This is a genomic window from Streptomyces sp. NPDC060031, from assembly GCF_042736805.1.
Classification (GTDB): Bacteria; Actinomycetota; Actinomycetes; order Streptomycetales; family Streptomycetaceae; genus Streptomyces.
In genome coordinates, this window is the sequence record NZ_JBHWVM010000081.1 from 13,242 (window position 1) to 35,656 (window position 22,415).

Below are 22,415 nucleotides of genomic sequence, written 5' to 3' on the forward strand. Positions count from 1 at the left end.
CCTGCCCGCCCCGGGTCACCGCGCCTGCCGTGCGGCGATTCCATCACTACGCAAGGAGCCGACCAGGTATGTCCAACACCGTCGTTGACATTTGGGGGCCCGCCTCCCCGCAGGCCCGCTCCTCCTTTCCTCCCGCGCCGGAAGCACACGACGAGTGGCCCCTGGAGGGCGGCACGGCCTGGGTGTACTACAGCCCGCTGAACCGCCGACAGCTCACGCGACCCGTGATCCTCTCCGACGGCTTCTCGGGCGGATCCACCAACCTGGACCAGCTCTGGCACGGGCTGGAGGAGAACGGAAACTTCCGCTTCGTCAGCGAACTTCACGCCACCGGCCGCGATGTGATCATCCTCGGCTACCACGACCGGACAGCCTCGATCACGGCCAACGCCGAGACCGCGATCGAGTGCATCCGCCGGGCCGTCGACGAGCGGGTGGGCCGCGAGAAGCTGGTCGTGGGCGGCTTCAGCATGGGCGGGCTCATCACCCGCTACGCGCTGGCCAGGATGGACCACGACCCGAGCCTTCCCGATCACGAGACCGCCACCTACCTCTCCTACGACACCCCTCACCTGGGGGCGTGGTTCCCCGTCTCCCTCCAGGCCTTCACCCACTACGCGACGGACAAGTGGGGAGACACTCCCACCCTGGGCCCCGTGCTGCGCCAGCTTTCCGGGCTGCTCAACAGCCCCGCGGCGAAGGAGATGGCACGGTGGCACATCGGTAAGGTCGACGCCGAGCCGGGGCAGGCACCGGAGCGGCTGGCGTTCCTCCGAAAGCTCGAAGAATTCGGGGGATGGCCGCGCAACGTCCGCAAGATCGGTGTCGCCAACGGCGTGAAGACCGGCATCGGAAACGGCGCCAAGGCCGGTGCGACCGCGGTGAGGGGCGACGGTGAAACACTGCAGGACACCTGGCTGAAGATCCAGGCCCAGGGTGAGCAGATCGTCGCCAGGCTGCAGAAGGCGGCCGACGAGGCGACCGTGGTTCGCACCAGCGGCCTGCCCGACATCGACGGTGCTCCCGGTGGCCTGTTCACCATGCAGTCCCCGGCCGGCGACACCGGCAGCTTCGGCCTCGCCGCCCTCCTCATGAGCCTCCTCGGCAACGAAGTGGACCCGGACGTCATCACCACGTCCTGCTTCATCCCCAGCATCAGCGCCGTCGCGTCCGGCGACATCAACGACCCGAAGGCGCTGTACCACCCGATCACGGAGGGCGACAGCGCGCTCGACGCCTTCCACTGCGCCGGCCGCAACGAAGGCCACACGACCATGACCGAAGAACTCGGGGCGTGGATCGTGAACGAGATCACGGCCGAGTGACCACCGGGGTGGGCGGGGCCGGCCCGACGGCCGTCCCGCCCACCCCGGCTCAGCGCCGAGTGGACGAGCCAGCCCGCCGCCGCACCGACCACGTACCAGAACAGGTCGGGTGCGTTGCGATGAAGCCCCCCGGGTTGTAGTCGGAGAAGGCGCAGCTGATGCACGCCACGATGCGGACTCCTTCCGGGCGGCAGCCCTGAAGGCCCAGCAGGGCGTCCTCCATGCGGGTGGCTGGCTTCGCCGTGCCGAAAGTGCCGTCCGGCAGCTGGAGGGTGAGGGTGACTCCAGTCGGCTCGCTGCCCCTCGCGGCTCCGCTCCGCCCAGGGTCAGACTCGCGTGCAGGTCTGGGGTCAGCTGCCCGGCGCCGGGGACGGTGACCCGCAGGGGCATCCGCCGGGCGATCACACAGGAGCGCTGCTCGCCGAAGCGGGAAGGTCCGGCCGGCGATCCGGGTTGCCCGGCGTTCCGGCGAAGTCCAGGCACTCCAGGTCGCCATGGCCAGCAGTATCGACGGACGCGCCCACGACCGCCCGCCCCTGGGTGGGGCGGGCGGGGGTTGGCTACGGGGTGGGTTACGGCTTCGGGAGGGTGCAGCCCGGGCGGGTGAGGTCGATCTTGTTGCCTGCGGCGATGCAGGGGACGATCGTGTAGGTCTCCTGGGCGTAGTTGATGCCCTGGCGGACCGTCACCTTGCCCGTCTCGTCGACCTCGCACGGGTTGTTCTCCGTGCAGCGCTGGCCGTCCTCGTTGCCCGTGTTGTTGACGGCGACGACCTTGCCGGTCGTCGTGTCGATCACGGGCGAACCGGAGGTGCCGCCGATCGTGTTGCAGGACGAGGTGTAGCGGACCGAGTCCTTCCAGGTCCAGTCGCCCTCCTTCAGGCGGAACGCGAACCCGTCGATGTTGCAGCTGTAGGTCCGCTTCCAGTACCCGGACACGACCTTGATCGCCGAACCCTGCGTCGGGCGGGCGTCGTTGAGGGTCAGTGCGCTGATGCCGTACTGGCTCTGAATCTGCGCGTACGTCTTGGTCAGCTGGTAGATCGAGATGTCCGTGTCGGTCATCGTCGCGTACGAGATCTTGCTGGCGCGCAGCGTCCCGACCTTCGAGCCCGACGCGTTGAGCAGCGAGAAGGAGCGGCTGGACGCCTGGTCCTTGATGACCTCACCGGCCGCCGGGAAGCCGGTTTCCAGGCAGTGGCCGTTGGACAGGACGAGCGCGAGGTCGGTGGGCTGGGAGCCGGGCGCGCGGACGACGGAGCCGGAACAGTTGCTCAGCGCGACCGTGCCGGCGTAGTTGACCGCGACGGCGGTCCGGGTGGCCGAGCCCTGGGATGCCGAGGCCGCGGCCGGTGCTGCCGCCGCTCCTATCAGGAGCAGCGAGAACACGGCGCCGGCGAGAGGCTTGTTCATGTGGGGGTTCCCCTCTGATGACGATTGCGAACCGAAGATCCTCCGGTTGTCATGCGCATTGTTGGGATCTCCGCCCCAACTCACAAGAGGGCGTGTCCAGTTGGGTGCCCGGACACAACGGCTGCATTCAGGCTTGCGGATTCCCGGCAACGGCCGATAACGGGCCTGCGGCCCGACCGCCATTCCCGGCACATCCCTTGACGACCCCCGGACCGGGGAGCACAGTGGCCACGGCGCCGTTTGAGAGCGCTCTCAATCCCCGGCTCCGGACCGCGCCTCCCCCCACACCGCGCCCCCACGGCGCCTCAGAGAGGGCACCCACCCATGCGTCTGACATCCGATGGAAAACGGCGGTCCGCCCGGCGGGCGGTCATCGCCGCCCTGAGCACGACGGCCGTGGCGGCGGCCGCCGCGGCGGTCGTCACCCTGCCCGCGAACGCCGTCGCCCCACCGACGCCGGCGGGCTGGTCCCAGGTGTTCCTGGACGACTTCAACGGGGCCGCGGGCTCCGGGGTGAACACCGCCGACTGGCAGTACACCACCGGTACGAGCTACCCCGGCGGCCCCGCCGGCTTCGGCACCGGCGAGGTCGAGACGATGACCGCGGACCCCGCCAACGTCTCGCTCGACGGCGCCGGAAACCTGCGGATCACCCCGCGCCGGGACGCTGCAGGGAACTGGACGTCCGGACGCGTCGAGTCCCGGCGCTCCGACTTCCAGGCCCCGGCGGGCGGCAAACTGCGTACGGAGGCCCGCATCCAGATGCCCGACGTCACGGGCCCGGAGGCCAAGGGGTACTGGCCGGCGTTCTGGATGCTGGGAGCGCCCTACCGGGGCAACTGGTGGAACTGGCCCGGGGTCGGCGAACTGGACGTCCTGGAGAACGTCCAGGGCATCAACAACGAGTGGGCCACCATGCACTGCGGCACGAGCCCGGGAGGCCCGTGCAACGAGAAGTCCGGCATCGGCGGCCAGCGCGTCTGCACCGGCACCACCTGCCAGGGCGGCTTCCACACCTACGCCGTGGAGTGGGACCGCTCCACCGCCGTGGAGGAGATGCGCTTCTACCTCGACGGGGTCAACTTCCACACCGTACGGGCGAACCAGATGGACGCGGCGACCTGGACCAACGCCACGAACCACGGCTACTTCATCATCCTGAACGTCGCCATGGGCGGCGAGTTCCCGGCGGCCTTCGGCGGCGGCCCCGACGCGGGCACCCAGCCCGGCCACCCGATGGTCGTCGACTACGTCTCCGTCCTCCAGTCGTCGGGAGGCAGCACCCCGCCCACGACGCCTCCGACGACTCCGCCCACCACTCCCCCGACCACCCCGCCGGACGGCAACCGTGACGCGTACTCCGCCATCCAGGCCGAGTCGTACGACGACCAGGCCGGGCTGGCCAAGGAGACCACCACCGACACGGGCGGCGGCCAGGACGTCACCGCGATAGCCAACGGCGACTGGGCCCTGTACCGCGGCGTGAACTTCGGCGCCGGCACGGCGAAACAGTTCCGCGGGCGCGTCGCCGGCGGCGCGGCCGGCGGCGTGAGCGGGCTCGTCGAGGTCCGCCTCGACAGCCGCACCAGCGCGCCGATCGGCAGTTTCTCGATCGCGAACACCGGCGGCTGGCAGAGCTGGCGGACCGTGCCGGCGAACATCACGGGCGTCACGGGCACGCACGACGTCTACCTGACCTTCACCAGCGGCCAGCCGGCCGACTACGTGAACGTCAACTGGTTCGACTTCGGGCACTGAGCAGACGGAGGAGCCCGCACACGAACACCCCACGCCCCCTCCATCGCGCGGGCCGCGCCCCCTTGGCCGCACCGGCCGCACCGGCGGCGCTGGCGGCACCGGCGGCGCTGCTCGCCCTGCTGGCCGCGGCTCTGACCGCCCCGACACCGGTCCGTGCCGCGGCGCCGGACTACACCCAGGGCGTCACCGCGTCGGGCGCGGAGTTCTGCGCCGCGTTCAACCGGGGTGTCGCCCTGGATACCGGGTCCTGGTACAGCCCGGCGGCGTACTACGGCGGCGCGGCGAAGAGCGACTACTCCGCCTTCTTCCACCCCGTGGGCCTGAGAACCGGGCTGACGCTCGGCATCGGCTGGGGAACCGGCCCGTAGCGACGGGAGCGCTCTCACCCTCCCGGCGGTACGGGTTACCCTGCTGTCCGGCGAGGCAACCGCCCCCGGACACGCATGAGGAGCGCCCGTGCCCGAACAGCTTCCCGGTAACCGCCCCACGCTGGAGGCGGTCGCGGAGCGCGCCGGGGTGTCCCGGGCCACCGCGTCCCGTGTCGTCAACGGCGGTGACGGCGTGCGCTCCCAGCTGGCGGACCGGGTCCGCGCCGCCATCCGGGACCTGGGCTACGTGCCCAACCACGCGGCCCGCACGCTGGTCACCCGGCGCACCGGGGCCGTCGCGGTGATCATCGCCGAACCGGAGATCCGGATCTTCTCCGACCCCTTCTTCTCCCGCCAGGTGCGCGGCATCAGCAAGGAGCTGACCGCGCACGACACCCAGCTGGTGCTGCTGCTGGTGGAGGACACCGGCGACTACGACCGGATCGAGCGCTACCTGGCCGGCGGCCACGTCGACGGGGCGCTGGCCTTCTCGCTGCACACCGACGACCCGCTGCCCGCGATCACCCGCCGCATCGGCATGCCCACGGTGTACGGCGGCCGTCCGGGGTGGACGGCCGGCGCCGGGGGCCACGGCGGGGTGGCGTACGTCGACGCGGACAACCGCGGGGGCGCGCGCGAGGCCGTGCGGTACCTGCTGTCCCGGGGGCGCCAGCAGATCGCGCACATCGCCGGGCCGCTGGACCAGACTTCGGCGACCGACCGGCTGGACGGCTACCGGGACGTGCTGCTCGACTCCGACCCGGCGCTGATCGCGGAGGGGGATTTCACCGCGGCGGGCGGGGCCCGGGCCATGGCCGAGCTGCTGGAACGCTGTCCGACGCTGGACGCCGTGTTCGCGGCGAACGACCTGATGGCCACCGGTGCGTTGCGGGTGCTGCGCGAGCGCGGTCTGGCGGTGCCGGGGGACGTGGCGCTGGTCGGTTTCGACGATGCCGAGCTGGTGGCGGAGACCGCCGATCCGCCGCTGACGACCGTACGCCAGGACATCGAGGGCATGGGGCGCCTGATGGCCCGTCTGCTGCTGCGCACCCTCGACAAGGCGCAGGGCTCGTACAGCGTCCCCGGCTCGGTGATCACTCCGACCGCTCTGGTGCGCCGCGCCTCGGCCTGATCCCCAAGTCCCGCGCCGGCCCGACCTGTTGACTCCGCCCGGTCCGACCTCTTGACGGGGGACGGTCATGGGGTGCACGCTCCACTCGCGTTCTGAGAGCGCTCTCAAATGCTCTCGAGCCCGCTCCGGAACCGAGTCAGCCGTTGCCGAGGAGGCCCCGCATGTCCATCCCCCGAGCCGTCGAAAGAGCCACGGTCCGCCTCGGCGCCGTCGCCCTCGCCGGAGTCCTCCTGGCCGCGTGCGGTGGTTCCGGTTCGGACGCCGGGTCCTCCGACGGCGCGGGCGGCAAGATCACCCTGACCGTCGACCTGTTCGGCGCCTTCGGGTACCAGGAGACCGGTCTGTACACCGAGTACGAGCGGCTCCACCCGAACATCAAGATCAAGCAGACCGACACCGAGGACGAGCAGGACTACTGGAAGGCGCTCCAGACCCGGCTCGCCGGAGGCGGCGGTCTCTCCGACGTACAGGGCCTGGAGGTCGGCCGCATCGCCTCGGTCACCCAGAAGCAGGCCGACAAGTTCGTTGACCTCGCCGAGTTCGGCGCCGGCACCCTCAAGGAGGAGTTCGCCGCCGCCAAGTGGTCGGCCGCGACGACCAAGGACGGCAAGGTGCTGGGGCTCGGCACCGATGTGGGCCCGGAGGCGATGTGCTTCCGCAGCGATCTGCTGAAGGCGGCGGGCCTGCCCACCGACCGCGCCGAACTCGCCGCCCGCTGGGCCACGTGGGACGGATACCTCGAACTGGGCAGGCAGTACAAGGCGAAGGCCCCGGCCGGCAGCGCCTGGCTGGACAACGTCGGCAGTCTGAACGCGATCATGACGGGTCAGGAGAAGGAGAGGTACTACGACGCCTCGGGCGCTCTCGTCTACGAGAACAGCCCGGCGGTGAAGGCCGCCTGGGAGGCCTCGGTCAAGGCCGCCGCCGACGGGCTCAGCGCCAAGCTGGACCAGTGGTCGCCGCCGTGGAACCAGGCGTTCTCCTCCGGCTCCTTCGCCACCATCCCCTGCCCCGCCTGGATGCTCGGCTACATCAAGGGCCAGGCCGGGGATGCGGCCAAGGGCAAGTGGGACGTCGCGAAGCTGCCGGGCGGCGCGGGCAACTGGGGCGGCTCCTACCTGGCGGTCCCCCGCGCCGCCCAGCACAAGAAGGAGGCGTACGAGCTGATCAAGTGGCTCACCGCACCCGAGCAGCAGACCAAGCTCTTCCGCAAGCAGGGCAACTTCCCCTCCAGCACCAAGGCCATCGGGCAGGTGGCGGACGCCAGGGACCCGTACTTCTCCGACGCGCCGATCGGTCAGATCTTCGGTGACGCCGCCGGCACGTCACCCGTCCAGGTGCTCGGTCTGCACGACAAGGACATCGCCGACCAGATCGCGAATGCGCTGAGCGAGGTGGAGCGCAAGGGCACGCCGCCGGACACGGCCTGGTCGAACGCGAAGAAGGCCATCAAGAACGCACTGGGCTGAGCGGCCGTGACCTTGACCGCGCAGCCGCTCCCCCGGCGCGGGCGGCGGGGGAGCCTGTCCCCGTACGCCTTCCTCGCGCCGTTCTTCACCCTGTTCGCCGCCTTCGGGCTGTTCCCCCTGATCTACACGGCGTACGTCTCCCTCTGCCGCGTCGAACTCCAGACCCCCGGGGAGCTGGAGTGGCGCGGCGCCGGCAACTACACGGCCCTCTTCACCGACACGTTCTTCTGGACGGCCCTGCGCAACACCTTCACCATCGGGGTGCTGTCCACGGTGCCCCAGCTGCTGATGGCTCTGGGGCTGGCCCATGTCCTCAACTACCGGCTGCGGGCGCTGACGTTCTTCCGTACCGCGCTGCTGCTGCCGTACGCGACCTCGGTCGCCGCGGCTTCGCTGATCTTCGCGCAGCTCTTCGGGCGGGACTTCGGGCTCGTCAACTACGCGCTGGGGCTGGTGGGTTTCGATCCGGTGGACTGGCAGAGCGGCACCGCCGCCTCCCAGATCGCCGTGTCCTCCATCGTCGTATGGCGGTGGACCGGCTATAACGCGCTGATCTACCTGGCGGGCATGCAGAGCATCCCGGGCGAGCTGTACGAGGCGGCGGAGGTCGACGGGGCTTCCCGGATGCGGCAGTTCCTCCACGTGACGCTGCCCGGGCTGCGTCCCACGATCGTCTTCACCGTGGTCGTCTCCACGATCGGCGCCACCCAGCTCTTCGGGGAGCCGCTGCTCTTCGAGGGCTCGATGTCCGGGGGCATCTCGCACCAGTACCAGACCCTCGGCCTGTACATGTACGAGCAGGGCTGGGGCTTCTTCCACCTGGGCCGGGCGGCGGCCATCGCCTGGGTGATGTTCCTGCTGATCGTCGCGCTGGTGGGGGTGAACGTCCTGGTCGCACGGCGCCGTTCAGGGACGAGGACGGGGACGAGGACGAGGACGGGCGCGAACAAGGGGGCGGGCCGATGAGCGCCTCCGTCACCGCCGCCCGGCAGCGCGGCGGGAGGCTCACGTACGCCGTGCTGGTCGGCGCGGTGCTGATCTCCGCCTTCCCGCTGTACTGGACGCTGGTCGCGGCGAGCCGGTCCAACGCCGAGCTGGCCCGGCCGGTGCCCACCCTGCTGCCCGGTCCGCGCCTGCTGGACAATCTGCGGGCCGTCATGGACGAGGCGGACATCGGCACGGCCCTGCTGAACTCCCTCATCGTGTCGGCCTCCATCACCGTCGGCACGGTGCTGTGCTCCACCCTGGCCGGGTTCGCCTTCGCCAAACTGCGCTTCCGCGGGCGCGGTGCGCTGCTGAGCGTGGTCGTCGCGTCGATGATGATCCCGCCGCAGCTGGGCGTGATCCCGCTCTTCATGCTGATCGTCGAACTGCACTGGGTGAACCAGCTCCAGGCGGTCGTCCTGCCCGGACTGGTCTCCGCCTTCGGGGTGTTCTTCATGCGCCAGTTCCTCACGCAGTCGCTGCCGGACGAGTTGGTCGAGGCGGCCCGGGTCGACGGCGCTTCGTACGCCCGGATCTTCTGGTCGATCGTCGTCCCGGTGGCACGGCCGGCCATGGCGGTGCTGGGCCTGCTCACCTTCATGACGGCCTGGAACGACTTCTTCTGGCCGGTCGTCGCCCTCTCCTCGCAGGAGCCGACCGTGCAGGTCGCGCTGCGCCAGCTGGGCGGCGGCTATGTCCACGACCAGTCCGTGATCATGGCGGGCACGCTGCTCGGGACGCTGCCCGTGCTGCTGGTCTTCGGACTGCTCGGCCGCCAGATCGTGGGCGGCATCATGCAGGGCGCGGTCAAGGGATGAAGCACCGAACGAAGACGAAGCACCGACCGATGCGGAACGAAACGCGGATGCCGCGCGGGACCACGCGCGACCGGCCCTTTCCCCCACCCCCACCGGGAGTCTCTCCATGACCACCATCGACGCGTCCCCCGCCACGGGGACGGCGGCGCGCTTTCCCGCCGGGTTCCGCTGGGGCACGGCGACCGCGGCGTACCAGATCGAGGGCGCGGCCTCGCTCCACGGGCGTACGCCCTCGATCTGGGACACCTTCAGCCGGACGCCCGGGAAGGTGCTCAACGGGGACACCGGGGACATCGCGGCCGACCACTACCACCGGATGGCGCAGGACGTGGGCCTGATGAAGCGGCTGGGGGTGAGCGACTACCGCTTCTCGGTGGCGTGGCCGCGGGTGCAGCCCACGGGGCGGGGTCCGGCCCTGCAGCGCGGCCTGGACTTCTACCGCGACCTCGTGGACCGCCTGCTGGAGGCGGGGATCCGTCCGGTCGCCACCCTCTACCACTGGGACCTGCCGCAGGAGTTGGAGGACCGCGGTGGCTGGCCGCTGCGCGGGACGGCCGAGCGGTTCGCCGAGTACGCGGGACACGTGGCCGGGGCGCTCGGGGACCGGGTGGCCGACTGGACCACCTTCAACGAGCCGTGGTGCGCCGCCTTCCTCGGGTACGCCTCCGGGGTCCACGCCCCCGGCCGTACCGAGCCGGCGGCCGCCCTGCGCGCCGCGCACCACTTCAACCTGGCGCACGGGCTCGGCGTACAGGCACTGCGCTCCGTGCTCCCGCGGTCCGCGGAGGTCTCCCTGACCCTCAACCTGCACGCGGTGCGGGCGCTGACCGGCTCCGCGGCCGACCTGGACGCGGCGCGCCGGATCGACGCCCTGGGCAACAGGATCTTCCTCGACCCGGTCTTCCACGGGCGGCTCCCGGCGGATCTGGTGCGCGACACCGCCGAGGTGACCGACTGGGGGTTCGTGCGGGACGGCGACCTGTCGGTGGCGGCCACGCCGGTGGACTGGCTCGGGGTCAACTACTACTCCCCCACGCTGGTCGCGGCCGCGGATCCCGGCGCCCCGGCCGCGGGCGGGGACCCGTCTCCGTGGCCGGGTACGGAGGGGCGCGTACGCTTCGTGCCCGCGCCCGGTGCCCGTACGGCCATGGACTGGCCGGTGGACGCGGACGGGCTGTACGAGCTGCTGGCGCGGCTGCGGGACGAGCTGCCGGGCGTGCCGGTGCTGATCACCGAGAACGGGGCGGCGTACGAGGACTACGCCGATCCGGAGGGCGAGGTCCACGATCCGCAGCGCATCGCCTATCTGCACGGCCATCTGGCGGCGGTGCACCGGGCCATCGCGGACGGGGCGGACGTGCGCGGGTACTTCCTGTGGTCGCTGCTCGACAATTTCGAATGGGCGTACGGATACAGCAAGCGGTTCGGCATCGTCCACGTCGACTTCGCGACGCAGCGCCGTACGCCCAAGGACAGCGCGCACTGGTACGCCGACGTCATCGCCCGCGGCGGCCTGCCGGGGTGACGGCGGGCCCGCGGCCGGGCATGGTGGTGGCATGGCCGAGCAGGGACACGACGTGTGGGCCGCGGGGGACGCCTACGAGCGCTACATGGGCCGGTGGAGCCGGCTGGTCGCCCGCGCGTTCACGGGCCGGCTGCGCGGCGGGGACGGACTGCCCTGCGGGCACGGGCTGCGGTGGCTGGACGTGGGCTGCGGGACCGGGGCGCTGACCGGGCGGGTCGTGGAGCTGCGGCGGCCCCGGGCGGTGCTGGGGGTGGACCGCTCCGCGGCCTTCGTCGCCACGGCCCGGCGCCTGGTGCCGGGGCCCGCCTCCTTCGCCGTGGCGGACGCGCTGGCCCTGCCGGTGCGCGGCGGGAGCCGGGACGTGGTCGTCAGCGGGCTGGCGCTCAACTTCCTGCCCTCGCCCGCCGCGGGGGTGGCCGAGGCGGTGCGCGTGGTGCGGCCCGGCGGGGTGGTCGCCGCGTACGTGTGGGACTACGCCGGGGGCATGGGGTTCCTGCGCCGTTTCTGGGACGCCGCGCTGCGCGTGGATCCGGCGGCGGGCGGGCTGGACGAGGGTCGCCGGTTCCCGGTGTGCCGTCCCGACGCGCTGCGGGCGCTGTGGGAGGGGGCGGGGCTGACCGGGGTGGCCGTGGCGCCGATCGAGGTGCCCGCCGTGTTCGCGGGCTTCGCGGATCTGTGGGAGCCCTTCCTGACCGGGCAGGGGCCGGCTCCCGGCTACGTCGCCGCCCTGGATCCGCCCCTGCGGGAGCGGCTGCGCGAGGCGCTGCGTGCGGACCTGCGTGCGGACCTGCGTGCGGACCTGCCCGTCCGGCCGGACGGGTCGATCGCGCTCTGCCTGCGGGCCTGGGCCGTTCAGGGCGTCAGGTCCGGGTAGGACGCGGCGATCCGGCCCGCCGCCACCGTGAGGTCCAGGACGCGCGCGGACGCCGGGTCCTTCAGCTCTTCGGCGACCTCGCAGCGACCCCAGCCCGCCCGGGTGCTGACCCGGAACCGGGTGGCCTCCGGGACGGTGAGGGCCAGACGGCCCTCGCCGACCTTGCCGGTCACCCGGTCCGGCGGGGTGACGAAATCGGCGATGGCCCGGCCGGAGCCGACGCGCAGGTCCGCCTCGGGTGAGGTGAGCGCGATGGCCCGCAGGTTGCCGGAACCCACGCGGGCGCGCAGGGCGCCGCGCAGCCCGGTCAGGTTGATCTCCCCGGAGGTGACGTCGGCGTCGACGCTGCCGCCCAGGCCGCTGATGTCCACGCGCCCGGAGGCGGCCGTGACCTTGACCGGGATGCCGACGGGCACGGTCACCCCGAGCTGGACCGAACAGCCGAGTCCGGAGGTCATCCAGGAGTCCTCGGCGGGGCAGTGCGGGGTCAGTTTGAGGGTGTCGCCGAGCCAGCTCTCCTCGATCGTGGGCGCCCTGAGCGACCAGCTGACCTCGGCGCGGTAGCCGACCTGCTGGTCCGCGCGGGGGGTGACGGTCACGTTCGCGCGGCCGGCCTCGATCTCGACGGCGGTGACGGCGCGGCCGTCGCTGCCGCCGCGCAGGGCGCCGGTGCGGGTGGTGCCGTACGCGCTCGCCTGCCAGACGGCCGGTACGACGACGAAGACCGCGCCGAACAGGGCGGCGAGGATCCAGGCGGCGCGGCGGCGGGGACGGTCGGCGCCGGTGCGCGTCACGGCGCAACGTCCAGGAAGCGCAGGACGGCGAGGACGCGGCGGTGGTCGCCGTCGGCCACGGGCAGGTCGAGCTTGGCGAAGATGTTGTTGATGTGTTTGGCCACCGCGCTCTCGCTGACGACGAGTTCGGCGGCGATGCCGGCGTTGGACCGGCCTTCCGCCATGAGGGCCAGTACGTCGCGTTCGCGCGGGGTGAGGCGTTCGAGCGGGTCCGGGCCGCCGCCGCGGCGCAGCAGGAGCTGGGCGACGACCTGCGGATCGAGTGCGGTGCCGCCGGCCGCGACGCGGCGCAGGGCGTCGATGAACTCCTCCACGTCGGCGACGCGCTGCTTGAGGAGGTAGCCGATGCCGGAGCGGCTCTGGCTGGCCAGCAGGTCGGCGGCGTAGCGCTCCTCGACGTACTGGGAGAGCAGCAGGACGGCCGTGTCGGGGCTCTGCTGACGGATCATGAGGGCCGCGCGGACGCCCTCGTCGGTGAAGCCGGGCGGCATCCGGACGTCCACGAGGGCGAGTTCGGGGCGGTGTTCCTCGACGGCGGCGAGCAGGGCCTCGGCATCGCCGGTCTCGGCCGCCACCTCGAACCCTGCCATTTCGAGGACTTTGACGAGTCCGATGCGCAGCAGGATGGAGTCCTCGGCGATCACAGCGCGCACGGCAGCTCCACGGTGACGGTGGTCGGGCCCCCGACGGGGCTGTCGATCGTGATGGTTCCGTCGACCGACCCTACGCGCTTGCGCAGGCCGACCAGTCCGGTGCCCCGGCCCGGGTCCGCGCCGCCCACCCCGTCATCGGTGACGGTGAGGCGCAGCAGGTCCGGTGCGGTCCGGGTGACGCGGACCGAACAGCGCTCGGCGCGGGCGTGTTTGGCGACGTTGGCGAGGGCTTCGGAGACGACGAAGTAGGCGACGGCCTCGACGGTGGGTCCCGGCCGGGTCCCGATGTCCACGGTGAGCTCGACGGGCAGGGGGGCGCGGGCGGCGATGCCGGAGAGCGCGGCGTCGAGCCCGCGGTCCTCCAGTACGGCCGGGTGCAGGCCCCGTACCAGGTTGTTGAGCTCCTCGATGGCTTCCTTCGCCTCGCGGTGGGCCTCGTCGATGACGGTCTTGGCCTCGGGCGGCAGGCCGGGGAGGGTGGCGCGGGCGATGCCGAGGTTCATGGCGAGCGCGACGAGGCGTTGCTGGGCGCCGTCGTGCAAGTCCCGCTCGATCCGGCGGCGTTCGAGGTCGGCCGCGTCCAGTACGCCGGCCCTGCTCTCGGCGAGGTCCTCGACGCGGCGTTCCAGTTCCCGGGCCCGGTTGGGGCCGAGCAGGGCGGCCGCGGCGGTGGCGTCGAGCCGGGTGAACAGGGCGGCGAGCCAGGGCGCGGTGAGCAGCAGCAGGACGCCCGCGCAGGTGACGAGGTCGTAGTCCCGGGTCCAGCCGGGGCCGACGGCGTCCGGGGGCACGGTCCAGGACCAGGCGTACACGCCGGCGAAGGCGATGCCCGCGGCCCAGGCGAGGACCAGCAGCCCGCCGGCCGCGGCGGCCAGCGGGCTGACCAGGAAGTGGTAGCCGACCTGGCGCCAGGTCGCCTCGGAGCGAAGCCGTTCGGTCAGTCCGCGCACGCTCGCCCAGGGGTGCTCGTGGACGATCTCGGGGACGTCGAGGCCGAGCAACGACCAGAAGCGGCTGCGCTGGAGGGTGGTCAGCAGGGGGCACAGCACCATGACGAGCAGCAGGGGTACGGGACTGTGCCCGGGCGCCGCGACCAGGAACACGAGGCCGAGCAGGAGGGGCAGGGCCGGCGGGATCGCTGCCGCCGTGAAGGCGGTGTTGCGCCACGCCCATGCCGACCACGGTCCGTGCGCCGCGATCCATGTGTAAGTACGCCGCAGCGCGCGAGGACTTGCCATGTGCGTACGGTAATCGCACGGGCCGGGGTGGTCGCCACCACCCTGGTGCCCGCAGGGGGGTGTACCCAGCACCACCCCCGTTTCGGACGGTGGGGTTACTGATCCGGGCGCCCCGGAAGGCGAGTCTTGTGGTGTGCCCGGGGGACGGACCGCCGGGCCGGAAGGAGACCCTCGCCATGGCCCTCGTCGCCCCGCAGTACCGAGTCCGCCGCAGCCCGGCCGTGCTGCGCGTGCCCGCGCTGGCCACCGTGCTGACCGGGGCCGGGGCGGCGCTGGTGCCGTGGATGCTGGTGCTGGCCAAGACGGTGCCGCAGAGCACGGAGGTGTCCAACTGGGCCACCGCGTGGATCGGCCTGGACGTCATGCTGGCCGCGGGGCTCGCGGGGACCGGGGCGCTGCTGCGCAGGGGCGACCCGAGGGTGGCTCCGGTGGCGGCCGCGACGGCGGCGCTGCTGGCGATGGACGCCTGGTTCGACGTCACGACCTCGGCCGGCACCTCCGGCCAGGGGATGGCACTGCTGCTGGCGGCCGCGGCGGAGGTACCGCTGGCGGTGGCGTGCGCGGTGATCGCGGCCCGGCGTACGTCCTGAGGACCCGAGCGCCCCGGCGAGGGCGACACGGCGGGCCCCGCACACGCTGTGTGCGGGGCCCGTGGCCGGTCGGGCCGGGTCACCCCGTGCGGGGGTTCTCCCAGCGGTAGAACTCCTGGGCCATGGCGTCCTTCGGACTGCGCCAGGTCTTCGGGTCGTGCGGACTGACGTAGGCCGTGAGCCGGTCGCTGAGGTCCCGGAACTCCGGGTGCTCGGTCACCTTCGCGATGGCCGGGCCGGGGGGCCGGTCGGACTCGATCAGGTGCAGGTACACGTCGCCGAACTGGAAGAGGCTCCGACGGGTCACCCCGACCAGGTGCGGCAGCTCGCCCGCGTCCGAAGCGGCGAACAGGCCGGCGATGTCGGGCGCCGACTGCGGCGCCATGCGGGCGACGATGAGGGCTCGGTGCATCCGGATGTTGCCTTTCTGTCGTGGGACGGGCTAGAGACGGCTGACGGCCGGGGTGCGGTTCTCGCGCTCCCGCTGTTCGATCTTGTCCCGGATGAGCGCCATCTGGACCTTGGAGTTGCGGTTGATGTTGTCGGTCATCCACGCGTCGTCGACCGGCGCGTCCGGCTTCATCGCGAAGTCCTGGGTCCACTTCATCCGCGTGCCGCCCGGCACCTCGACGTACTGCCAGAGGATGTCCATGTGCGCGAAGGGGCCGGTCTCCACCCTCCGGGCCCGGACCGAGAGGCCCTTGCGGTCGACGGTCCGCTCGGAGACCCAGCTCCACACCTTGCCGTTGTCGTCGGGGTGCATGGTGAGGCGGAAGCGGGTGGTGTCGCCCTTCTGCTCCAGGATCTCCAGCGAGGCGTACTCGCTGAACAGTTGCGGCCAGCCGGGGAGGTCGTTGGTCATGTCCCACACGACGTCCACCGGCGCGGCGACGGTGATCTCGTTCTCGGTGTGTGCCATCTCATGCTCCGGTCATCAGGCTGTTGTTGACGAGGTCGAGGAACTCCCGCGGGGTCTTGCAGCGGTCCGCGTCGGTCGGCAGGGCCCGGCCGCGCCGGTTCTCCAGCTCACCGACGATCCCGAGCAGGCCCAGGGAGTCGAGGCCGTAGTCCTCGAAGGCGGACTCCGGCCGGCTCGACATCTCGCCCGGGTCGACGGTGATTCCGGCGGTCTTCATCAGGGCCGCCAGCTCTTCCATGGTCAGTCGGTCGGACATGGTGGCGTCTCACTTCCTACGAGGGGGCTGCTACATGGGGGCTGCGGGGCCCTTTCGGATGACGAGCGCGGCGTTGGAGCCCATCAGGCCCCGGCTGAGGACGAGCGCGGTGCGCAGTTCCGCGGGGCGGGCGCTGCCGGTCACCACGTCGAGGTCGTGGCACACGTCGAACACGTTCGGCGTGGGCGGGAGGATGCCGTGCTCCAGGGCGAGGACGGCGGCCGCCGTGTCGAGGGCGGGCGCGGCGCAGTACGCCCTGCCGGTACCGGTCTTGGGGGCCGTCACCGGCACTTTCCGCCCGTGGGGGCCGAGGGCGGCGGCGATGGCGGCCGCCTCGGCGCGGTCGGCCTGCGGGGTGCCGAGCGCGTCCGCGAAGACCACGTCGATCTCCTCGGGTGCGCAGCCGGCGTCCCGCAGTGCGCCCCGGATCGCGTGGGCCAGGCCCTCGCCGGAGGCATCGGGGTGGCGCGGGCCGGTGAAGGTCGCGCCGTGGCCGGCCAGTACGGCGCGGACGGGAGCGCCGCGGCGGCGGGCCGCCGCCTCGGCCTCCACGAGGAACATCGCGCCGCCCTCGGCGGGGACGTATCCGCAGGCCTTGTCGGTGAACGGCCGGTACGCACGCTCCGGGTCGTCGTGCGTGCTCAGCGCCTCGTAGCCGAGCTGGCAGACGATGGAGTACGGGGCGAGCGGCGCCTCGGTGGCTCCGACCAGCATGGCCCGGCTGCCCTGGCGGATCGCCCGGGCCGCGTGGGCGAAGGCGTCCAGACCTCCCGCCTCGTCGCTGGCCACGACCCCGCAGGGGCCCTTGAGGCCGCGGCGGATGGAGATCTGGCCGGTGCTCGCGGCGTAGAACCAGGCGATCGACTGGTACGGGCCGACGTAGCGGGGGCCTTGCTCCCACAGTCGTTGCAGCTCGCGCTGCCCGAACTCGCCGCCGCCGGATCCGGCCGCCGTGACGACGCCGACGGAGAAGGGGTCGTCCTCGTAGTCGGCGCGGCCGAGCCGGGCGTCGTCGAGGGCGAGGTCGGACGCGGCGAGGGCGTGGTGGGTGAACCGGTCGGTCTGGACGAGGTAGCGCTCCTCGACCAGGGTGGCCGGATCGAAGCCGCGGACCTCCCCCGCGACCCGCAGCGGGAGGTGCTCGCACCCCTGGCGGGTGACGCGGCCCAGCACATTGGCGCCGGATTCGGTCGCTTTCCAGAAGGCTTCGGCGCCGATGCCGTTCGGGGCCACGACCCCGATGCCCGTGATGACCGTAGGACTGCTCCCGCTCTTCCCGCTCTTCCCGCTGCTCACGAGACCGCCTCCTTGGGCCGGGTCATGACGACGGCGGACTGGAAACCTCCGAAACCGCTGCCAACGGAGAGCACGCTGCAGAGCTTGCGACCGCGCGCGGTGCGCGGTACGTAGTCCAGGTCGCACTCGGGGTCGGGGGTCTCGTAGTTGGCCGTCGGTGGCACGACCTGGTGGGTCATGGCCAGGACGCAGGCGGCCAGTTCGATCGCCCCGATGGCGCCGAGCGAGTGCCCCACCATGGATTTGATGGAGGTCATCGGCGTCTTGTAGGCGTGCTCGCCCAGGACTTGCTTGACGGCCGCCGTCTCGTGGCGGTCGTTCTGTTTGGTCCCGGATCCGTGCGCGTTGACGTAGTCGATCTCGGTGGGGTCGATCCGGGCCTGCCCGAGGGCGGTTTCTATCGCGTGGGCCATCTCCAGGCCCTCGGCGGTCAGCCCGGTCATGTGGTGGGCGTTGCCGAAGGTGGCGTAGCCGCTGATCTCGCAGTAGACGGTCGCACCGCGGGCGCGGGCGTGTTCCAGCTCTTCGAGGACGAGGACGGCGCCGCCCTCGCCGAGGACGAACCCGTCGCGGTTGGCGTCGAACGGCCGGGAGGCGTGCGCGGGGTCGTCGTTGTTGGGCGAGGTCGCCTTGATGGCGTCGAAGCAGGCCACGGTGATCGGCGACACGGGTGAGTCCGAGGCACCGGCGATGCACAGGTCCATCCGCCCCTCGGTGATGGAGTGGACGGCGTACCCGATGGCGTCGAGTCCGGAGGTGCAACCGGTGGAGACGGTCTGCACCGGCCCGCGCGCTCCCGTCTGCTCCGCCACGGCGGAGGCCAGGGTGGCCGGGGTGAAGGCCCGGTGCAGGTGCGGCCCGGCGAGCCGGTGGTCCACGTCCCACCAGGCTCCGGACTGGCTGACCGCCACGTAGTCGTGTTCCAGGCGGGTGGTGCCGCCCACGGCCGTGCCGAGGGAGACGCCGGTGCGCCAGGCCTCGTCCGAGGTGAGGTCGAGACCCGCGTCGCGGACGGCCTCCCGCGCGGCGACCAGGGCGAACTGGATGTACCGGTCCGCCCGGGCCGCTTCGTCGGAGGTGAGGCCGTGCTCGACGGGGTCGAAGTCGACCTCTGCGGCTATCCGGGACCGGAAGCCGGTCGCGTCGAAGAGGGTGATGCCGCGCGTCGCCGTACGGCCGTTGGACAGCAGGTCCCAGAAAGCGGGGACGCCTATCCCGCCCGGAGCCACGACGCCGACTCCGGTGACGGCCACCCGCCGGCGGGTCACGACACCACTCCCGTCCGGTCCGGCGGCCGCTCCCAGGCGGAGCCCTCCGGGTGGACGGCGTCCTCGGTGTCGACGTGGCCGAGTTCCGGACGCGGAGCCAGCGGACCGAGGTGGAAGACCATGCGGGCCTCGGTGTCCCCGACGTTGCGGAAGCGGTGGCGCACGTTCAGCGGGACCAGAAGGCCCTGGTCGGTGCGCAGCGGGTGTGCCTCGCCGTCGAGGTCGACCTCCAGCATCCCGGCCACCACGTACACGAACTCCTCGGAGTACGGGTGGTAGTGCTCGGCGATGTGCTCCCCGGGAGCCATGATCGCCAGGCCCATGAAGCCGCTGGTGCTGCCCACCGAGGTCGGGGTGAGCACGGCCCTCAGGTCGCCGCCGCGCCTGGTGTTGGGCTGCGTCTCGCTGAGGTCCACGATGCGTGGGCGATGTCTGGTCATGACGGGGTCCTCCTGGCGGGTGGGAAGCCTGGACGGGGCTGGGTGGGGTAGGGGTGGGGGGTGTCCGGGGCGGGCCGAAGGGTTCAGTGCTCGGCGGGGGCCCGGCGGTCTGTGATCAGGCTCATGGCGTGGCGGGCCGCGGAGAGGGCGGACCCGGCGGGGCGCCCGGTCTTGCCGCTCTTGCCCGGCTTGCCGCTCTTGCCGGCCTTGCCGGGCTCACCTGCGGGCACGGCCATCAGGCGGGCGAGCACGCCGGCCTTGCGCGGGTCGTGCACCCCGAAGGCGGTCTCGGGGTCGGCGCCCTGCGGGCCGCGCACGTCGACGAGGCGTACGACGATGTCGTCACGCTGGAAGATGCTGCTGCTGACGGTGGCGCCGCCCTGCCCGTGGGCCGCGGCCTCGTCCTGCCGCGCCAGGAACTTGGCGAGCGCCGGCCCGCAGCCGGGCTTGGCCGGGTAGAAGAGCGCGTGGCGCCGTACGTCGTCGGCGTCCGCCTCGTCCGCGGCGACGTGGTGGACGGCCGGGAGCGCGGCGCGCATGAAGAACATCCGGGCCGACTCGGGGTCGCCCAGGTCCCGGTCCTGTTCCAGGTACGGGTTGATGGCCTCCTCGACGGCGCGCACTTCGGGCTGTTCCGACACGTGCCGCAGCGCCGCCATCAGGTCGCCGCGGACCTCGACGGTCCGTACGACCCGGTTGCCGTGCATGAACAGCGAGGTGCGGCACAGCCGCGTGTGGTCGTCGACCCGGGCGGCCGGGGAGGCGTAGCTGGAGAGGATGGCCGCGACCTCCTTCTCGCTGCCCGGCTTGACGGTGAAGGTCAGGGCGTGGCGGACGATGCCGGCGCCGAGGCGGGGCGCGCCCTGGAGCCGCGCGAGTCCCGGGCGCTGCGCGTGGTCGTAGCCCCGGCCGGTCTCGCGGAGCACGGTGTACTTGAGCGGGCGCATGGAGCGGGCGCAGGCGCCCAGCGGCCGTACCTGCTCGGCGTGGTGCTCGCTGTTGACCCAGGCGAGGTACTGCGGGGCGCTCTCCCACTCGCTGGTGATGAGCCACTGCGAGGGGTTCTCGAAGGACTGGCAGAGCTGGTCGCTGATGTGGCCGGGGACGGCCGCGATGTCGTGCCGCAGCTGTTCGTACGCCTCGAAGAACCGCTGCTGGGCCCCCTCGTGGAGGTCCATCAGCAGGACGACACGGAGCATGGAGCCGTCGAAGGCCGACTGTGACACCCGTTGGGACAGGGTGGTTGTCATTGCTCACTCCTTCGTGAGGACGTGGAGTTCCATCGCGTACGGACCCTCGTCCGCCGTCGGTGGTGGCCCGCCCGGCCGGCGGCCGCCTCCGTGGGGTGCGGCAGGCCGGCGTGTCTGAGGGGAACCGCTGTCGCTCATCGTCATCCGGGGGCGGACCTACCGCTACATCTCCGGATCAAGCGGGTGACAACCGGCGTACTTCCTGGGCCCGGCTGCCGATCGGGGGCATAAAGAGTCCACTCCCCCACACAGAAACCAGGAGCCCGCAGCTGATGGAAGACAACGCCGATGTTCGCGTACCGGTCCTCGTCGTGGGCGGCTCCCTCGTGGGTCTGTCCACCTCGCTGTTCCTGAGCCGCCACGGCATCAGGCACATGGTCGTCGAGAAGCACTCGGGTACGTCCGACCACCCGCGCGGCCGCGGGATCAACGCCCGCACCATGGAGCTGTTCCGCGTGGCCGGGGCCGAGGGCGCGATCCGCCGGGCGGCGTCCGCGCTGGAGAACAACGCGGGCATCCTCCAGACGGAGTCGCTGACCGGCGACAACCACAAGTGGCTGGTCAAGGCGATCGACCCCTCCGGCGCCCTGAGCCGCTTCAGCCCGACGGGCTGGTGCGTGTGCAGCCAGAACAACATCGAGCCGATCCTGGCCGCGCAGAGCGGCGCGCAGAGCGCCGACGTACGCTTCTCCACCGAACTGATGAGCTTCGACCAGGACGCCACCGGGGTGAGCGCCCTGGTCAAGAACCGGGAGACGGGCGAGCACCTCACCGTGCGCGCCGACTTCCTGATCGCGGCGGACGGCCCGCGCAGCCCCGTACGGGAGCAGTTGCGGATCCCTCAGACGGGCAGCGGCGAGCTGTTCCACAACGTCAGCATCACCTTCCGCTCGGAGCGGCTGATCGAGGCGCTCGGCGACCTGCGCTTCATCGTGTGCTACCTGATGAAGCCGGGCGCCGACGGGGCGCTGCTGCCGGTGGACAACCACACGCAGTGGGTCTTCCACGCGCCGTGGCACCCGGACACCGGCGAGACCCTGGAGGACTTCACCGACGAGCGCTGCGCGGAGCAGATCCGCCGTGCGATCGGCGTACCGGACCTGGACGTGGCGATCGGCGGCAAGGCGCCCTGGCACGCCGCCGAACGGGTCGCGGTGCGGTACTCGGACGGTCGGGTCTTCCTGGCCGGGGACGCGGCCCACGAGATGTCCCCGACCGGCGCGTTCGGCTCGAACACCGGTATCCAGGACGCGCACAACCTGGCCTGGAAGATCGCGGCGGTGCTGGACGGCTCGGCCGGCATCGAGCTGCTCGACACGTACGAGGCCGAGCGGCTCCCGGTGGCGCGGGCGACCGCCGAACGGGCCTCGGCCCGTTCGGCCGAGCACAGCCACCCGGGGTACGTGCCGCCGCCCACCATGGGCGGCGGGCCGGGCAGCGGGGTCCTCACCACGGCCATGGGCTACTGCTACCCGCAGGGGGCGACCGTCGGCGGCGACGCCGGACGGCCCGTCATCCCCGAGGCGCTGTGCCTGAAGGGCGACGTCGGCACGCGGGCACCGCACATGTGGCTGACCCGCGGTGACGGGCGCATCTCCACCCTGGACCTGTACGAACGCTCGTTCGTGCTGCTCAGCGGTGCGGGGACGCCGTGGCAGGCGGCGGGCGAGGAGGTGGCGCGGCGGCTGTCGGCGCGGCTGGACGCCTACACGGTCGGATCCGCGGGGGCCGACCTGGTCCAGGAGGACGGGGCCGACTGGGCCGAGGTCCACGCGCTGACGGACGCGGGCGCGGTGCTCGTACGCCCCGACGGGTTCGTGGCGTGGCGCTCCGAGGGGGCGGTGGACGATCCCCGTGCCGTGCTGACGGAGGCCATGTCGCAGGTGCTGCGCCGGGCCTGAGCGGCCGGCCCGCCCGTTGCCCCGCCCGTCGGCCGCGCGAGTGCGGCCGTAGGGCGGGTGCGGTACGCGGCGGGCGTTAGGCAGGCGTTAGGGGACAGGGGTTCGGGGGCAGGGGTTCAGCGGGAGGCCCAGCAGCCCGCCCAGC

General features: G+C 72.2%; 22 protein-coding genes. 11 read left to right on the forward strand and 11 right to left on the reverse strand.

The window, feature by feature from the left end; all coding sequences use genetic code 11:
- The first annotated feature begins 68 nt into the window (after positions 1 to 68).
- The gene (locus ACFWB8_RS28655) at positions 69 to 1,325 is read left to right on the forward strand and encodes an esterase/lipase family protein (RefSeq protein WP_385233216.1); all 1,257 of its coding nucleotides are present in this window, start codon (positions 69 to 71) and stop codon (positions 1,323 to 1,325) included.
- Positions 1,326 to 1,897: 572 nt separating this feature from the next.
- Here the strand turns inward: ACFWB8_RS28655 and ACFWB8_RS28660 are convergent.
- A complete protein-coding gene (locus ACFWB8_RS28660; protein WP_385233219.1) occupies positions 1,898 to 2,737 on the reverse strand; it encodes a serine protease in 840 nt (279 codons plus the stop codon).
- A gap of 324 nt (positions 2,738 to 3,061) precedes the next feature.
- Here ACFWB8_RS28660 and ACFWB8_RS28665 point away from each other — a divergent pair, with 324 nt between their 5' ends.
- From ACFWB8_RS28665 to ACFWB8_RS28700, 8 genes are all read left to right on the forward strand, one after another.
- Positions 3,062 to 4,495: a glycoside hydrolase family 16 protein gene (locus ACFWB8_RS28665; protein WP_385233222.1), complete on the forward strand. Its 1,434-nt coding sequence runs from the start codon at positions 3,062 to 3,064 to the stop codon at positions 4,493 to 4,495.
- 62 nt (positions 4,496 to 4,557) lie between these two features.
- Positions 4,558 to 4,863, forward strand: a complete 306-nt coding sequence (locus ACFWB8_RS28670) for a hypothetical protein (RefSeq protein WP_385233225.1) — start codon at positions 4,558 to 4,560, stop codon at positions 4,861 to 4,863.
- A gap of 88 nt (positions 4,864 to 4,951) precedes the next feature.
- Complete coding sequence (locus tag ACFWB8_RS28675) at positions 4,952 to 5,995, forward strand: LacI family DNA-binding transcriptional regulator (protein ID WP_385233228.1); 1,044 nt, start codon at positions 4,952 to 4,954, stop codon at positions 5,993 to 5,995.
- Positions 5,996 to 6,156: 161 nt separating this feature from the next.
- Complete coding sequence (locus ACFWB8_RS28680) at positions 6,157 to 7,464, forward strand: extracellular solute-binding protein (RefSeq protein ID WP_385233231.1); 1,308 nt, start codon at positions 6,157 to 6,159, stop codon at positions 7,462 to 7,464.
- Between the two features lie 6 nt (positions 7,465 to 7,470).
- Complete coding sequence (locus ACFWB8_RS28685) at positions 7,471 to 8,430, forward strand: carbohydrate ABC transporter permease (RefSeq protein ID WP_385233234.1); 960 nt, start codon at positions 7,471 to 7,473, stop codon at positions 8,428 to 8,430.
- Positions 8,427 to 9,266, forward strand: a complete 840-nt coding sequence (locus tag ACFWB8_RS28690) for a carbohydrate ABC transporter permease (RefSeq protein ID WP_385233237.1) — start codon at positions 8,427 to 8,429, stop codon at positions 9,264 to 9,266. Before ACFWB8_RS28685 ends, ACFWB8_RS28690 begins: the two co-directional genes overlap by 4 nt.
- A 106-nt stretch (positions 9,267 to 9,372) precedes the next feature.
- Positions 9,373 to 10,791 (forward strand): GH1 family beta-glucosidase, encoded by a 1,419-nt coding sequence (locus tag ACFWB8_RS28695; RefSeq protein WP_385233240.1) that lies wholly within the window; start codon positions 9,373 to 9,375, stop codon positions 10,789 to 10,791.
- A gap of 31 nt (positions 10,792 to 10,822) precedes the next feature.
- A complete protein-coding gene (locus ACFWB8_RS28700) occupies positions 10,823 to 11,665 on the forward strand; it encodes a class I SAM-dependent methyltransferase (protein WP_385233243.1) in 843 nt (280 codons plus the stop codon).
- Here the strand turns inward: ACFWB8_RS28700 and ACFWB8_RS28705 are convergent.
- The 3 genes from ACFWB8_RS28705 to ACFWB8_RS28715 are packed head-to-tail and all read right to left on the reverse strand — an operon-like array spanning position 11,644 to position 14,350.
- Positions 11,644 to 12,459: a hypothetical protein gene (locus tag ACFWB8_RS28705; RefSeq protein ID WP_385233246.1), complete on the reverse strand. Its 816-nt coding sequence runs from the start codon at positions 12,457 to 12,459 to the stop codon at positions 11,644 to 11,646. The genes ACFWB8_RS28700 and ACFWB8_RS28705 overlap by 22 nt on opposite strands.
- Positions 12,456 to 13,112, reverse strand: coding sequence for a response regulator (locus ACFWB8_RS28710; RefSeq protein WP_385233249.1), 657 nt, complete (start codon positions 13,110 to 13,112; stop codon positions 12,456 to 12,458). The genes ACFWB8_RS28705 and ACFWB8_RS28710 overlap by 4 nt, the downstream gene beginning before the upstream one ends.
- Entirely contained in the window at positions 13,100 to 14,350 is a 1,251-nt protein-coding gene (locus ACFWB8_RS28715; RefSeq protein WP_385233252.1) for a sensor histidine kinase, read from the reverse strand. Before ACFWB8_RS28715 ends, ACFWB8_RS28710 begins: the two co-directional genes overlap by 13 nt.
- 176 nt (positions 14,351 to 14,526) lie before the next feature.
- On the opposite strand from ACFWB8_RS28715, the gene ACFWB8_RS28720 reads away from it, so the two are divergent.
- The gene (locus ACFWB8_RS28720; protein ID WP_385233255.1) at positions 14,527 to 14,940 is read left to right on the forward strand and encodes a hypothetical protein; all 414 of its coding nucleotides are present in this window, start codon (positions 14,527 to 14,529) and stop codon (positions 14,938 to 14,940) included.
- A 79-nt stretch (positions 14,941 to 15,019) separates the two neighbouring features.
- Here ACFWB8_RS28720 and ACFWB8_RS28725 read toward each other — a convergent pair whose 3' ends face one another.
- From ACFWB8_RS28725 to ACFWB8_RS28755, 7 genes are all read right to left on the reverse strand, one after another.
- Positions 15,020 to 15,352, reverse strand: coding sequence for a TcmI family type II polyketide cyclase (locus tag ACFWB8_RS28725; RefSeq protein ID WP_385233258.1), 333 nt, complete (start codon positions 15,350 to 15,352; stop codon positions 15,020 to 15,022).
- Between the two features lie 30 nt (positions 15,353 to 15,382).
- Positions 15,383 to 15,859, reverse strand: a complete 477-nt coding sequence (locus ACFWB8_RS28730; protein ID WP_385233261.1) for an SRPBCC family protein — start codon at positions 15,857 to 15,859, stop codon at positions 15,383 to 15,385.
- A gap of 1 nt (position 15,860) precedes the next feature.
- Complete coding sequence (locus tag ACFWB8_RS28735) at positions 15,861 to 16,115, reverse strand: acyl carrier protein (protein ID WP_385233264.1); 255 nt, start codon at positions 16,113 to 16,115, stop codon at positions 15,861 to 15,863.
- Between the two features lie 30 nt (positions 16,116 to 16,145).
- Positions 16,146 to 17,411: a beta-ketoacyl synthase N-terminal-like domain-containing protein gene (locus ACFWB8_RS28740; protein ID WP_385233267.1), complete on the reverse strand. Its 1,266-nt coding sequence runs from the start codon at positions 17,409 to 17,411 to the stop codon at positions 16,146 to 16,148.
- A complete protein-coding gene (locus ACFWB8_RS28745) occupies positions 17,408 to 18,679 on the reverse strand; it encodes a beta-ketoacyl-[acyl-carrier-protein] synthase family protein (protein WP_385233270.1) in 1,272 nt (423 codons plus the stop codon). Before ACFWB8_RS28745 ends, ACFWB8_RS28740 begins: the two co-directional genes overlap by 4 nt.
- The gene (locus ACFWB8_RS28750) at positions 18,676 to 19,119 is read right to left on the reverse strand and encodes a cupin domain-containing protein (RefSeq protein ID WP_385233272.1); all 444 of its coding nucleotides are present in this window, start codon (positions 19,117 to 19,119) and stop codon (positions 18,676 to 18,678) included. The genes ACFWB8_RS28745 and ACFWB8_RS28750 overlap by 4 nt, the downstream gene beginning before the upstream one ends.
- An 83-nt stretch (positions 19,120 to 19,202) precedes the next feature.
- The gene (locus ACFWB8_RS28755) at positions 19,203 to 20,369 is read right to left on the reverse strand and encodes a SchA/CurD-like domain-containing protein (protein WP_385233275.1); all 1,167 of its coding nucleotides are present in this window, start codon (positions 20,367 to 20,369) and stop codon (positions 19,203 to 19,205) included.
- Between the two features lie 272 nt (positions 20,370 to 20,641).
- Between ACFWB8_RS28755 and ACFWB8_RS28760 the strand changes: the two genes are divergently transcribed.
- Positions 20,642 to 22,270: an FAD-dependent oxidoreductase gene (locus tag ACFWB8_RS28760; RefSeq protein WP_385233278.1), complete on the forward strand. Its 1,629-nt coding sequence runs from the start codon at positions 20,642 to 20,644 to the stop codon at positions 22,268 to 22,270.
- Positions 22,271 to 22,415 lie beyond the last annotated feature (145 nt).

Bases quoted from the DNA above. Each gene is read 5' to 3' on its own strand.
- ACFWB8_RS28725 (WP_385233258.1), bottom strand. From the start codon at position 15,352: ATGCACCGAGCCCTCATCGTCGCCCGCATGGCGCCGCAGTCGGCGCCC.
- ACFWB8_RS28665 (WP_385233222.1), top strand. From the start codon at position 3,062: ATGCGTCTGACATCCGATGGAAAACGGCGGTCCGCCCGGCGGGCGGTC.
- ACFWB8_RS28715 (WP_385233252.1), bottom strand. From the start codon at position 14,350: ATGGCAAGTCCTCGCGCGCTGCGGCGTACTTACACATGGATCGCGGCG.
- ACFWB8_RS28755 (WP_385233275.1), bottom strand. From the start codon at position 20,369: ATGACAACCACCCTGTCCCAACGGGTGTCACAGTCGGCCTTCGACGGC.
- ACFWB8_RS28730 (WP_385233261.1), bottom strand. From the start codon at position 15,859: ATGGCACACACCGAGAACGAGATCACCGTCGCCGCGCCGGTGGACGTC.
- ACFWB8_RS28735 (WP_385233264.1), bottom strand. From the start codon at position 16,115: ATGTCCGACCGACTGACCATGGAAGAGCTGGCGGCCCTGATGAAGACC.
- ACFWB8_RS28760 (WP_385233278.1), top strand. From the start codon at position 20,642: ATGGAAGACAACGCCGATGTTCGCGTACCGGTCCTCGTCGTGGGCGGC.
- ACFWB8_RS28660 (WP_385233219.1), bottom strand. From the start codon at position 2,737: ATGAACAAGCCTCTCGCCGGCGCCGTGTTCTCGCTGCTCCTGATAGGA.
- ACFWB8_RS28695 (WP_385233240.1), top strand. From the start codon at position 9,373: ATGACCACCATCGACGCGTCCCCCGCCACGGGGACGGCGGCGCGCTTT.
- ACFWB8_RS28680 (WP_385233231.1), top strand. From the start codon at position 6,157: ATGTCCATCCCCCGAGCCGTCGAAAGAGCCACGGTCCGCCTCGGCGCC.
- ACFWB8_RS28750 (WP_385233272.1), bottom strand. From the start codon at position 19,119: ATGACCAGACATCGCCCACGCATCGTGGACCTCAGCGAGACGCAGCCC.
- ACFWB8_RS28655 (WP_385233216.1), top strand. From the start codon at position 69: ATGTCCAACACCGTCGTTGACATTTGGGGGCCCGCCTCCCCGCAGGCC.
- ACFWB8_RS28690 (WP_385233237.1), top strand. From the start codon at position 8,427: ATGAGCGCCTCCGTCACCGCCGCCCGGCAGCGCGGCGGGAGGCTCACG.
- ACFWB8_RS28720 (WP_385233255.1), top strand. From the start codon at position 14,527: ATGGCCCTCGTCGCCCCGCAGTACCGAGTCCGCCGCAGCCCGGCCGTG.
- ACFWB8_RS28700 (WP_385233243.1), top strand. From the start codon at position 10,823: ATGGCCGAGCAGGGACACGACGTGTGGGCCGCGGGGGACGCCTACGAG.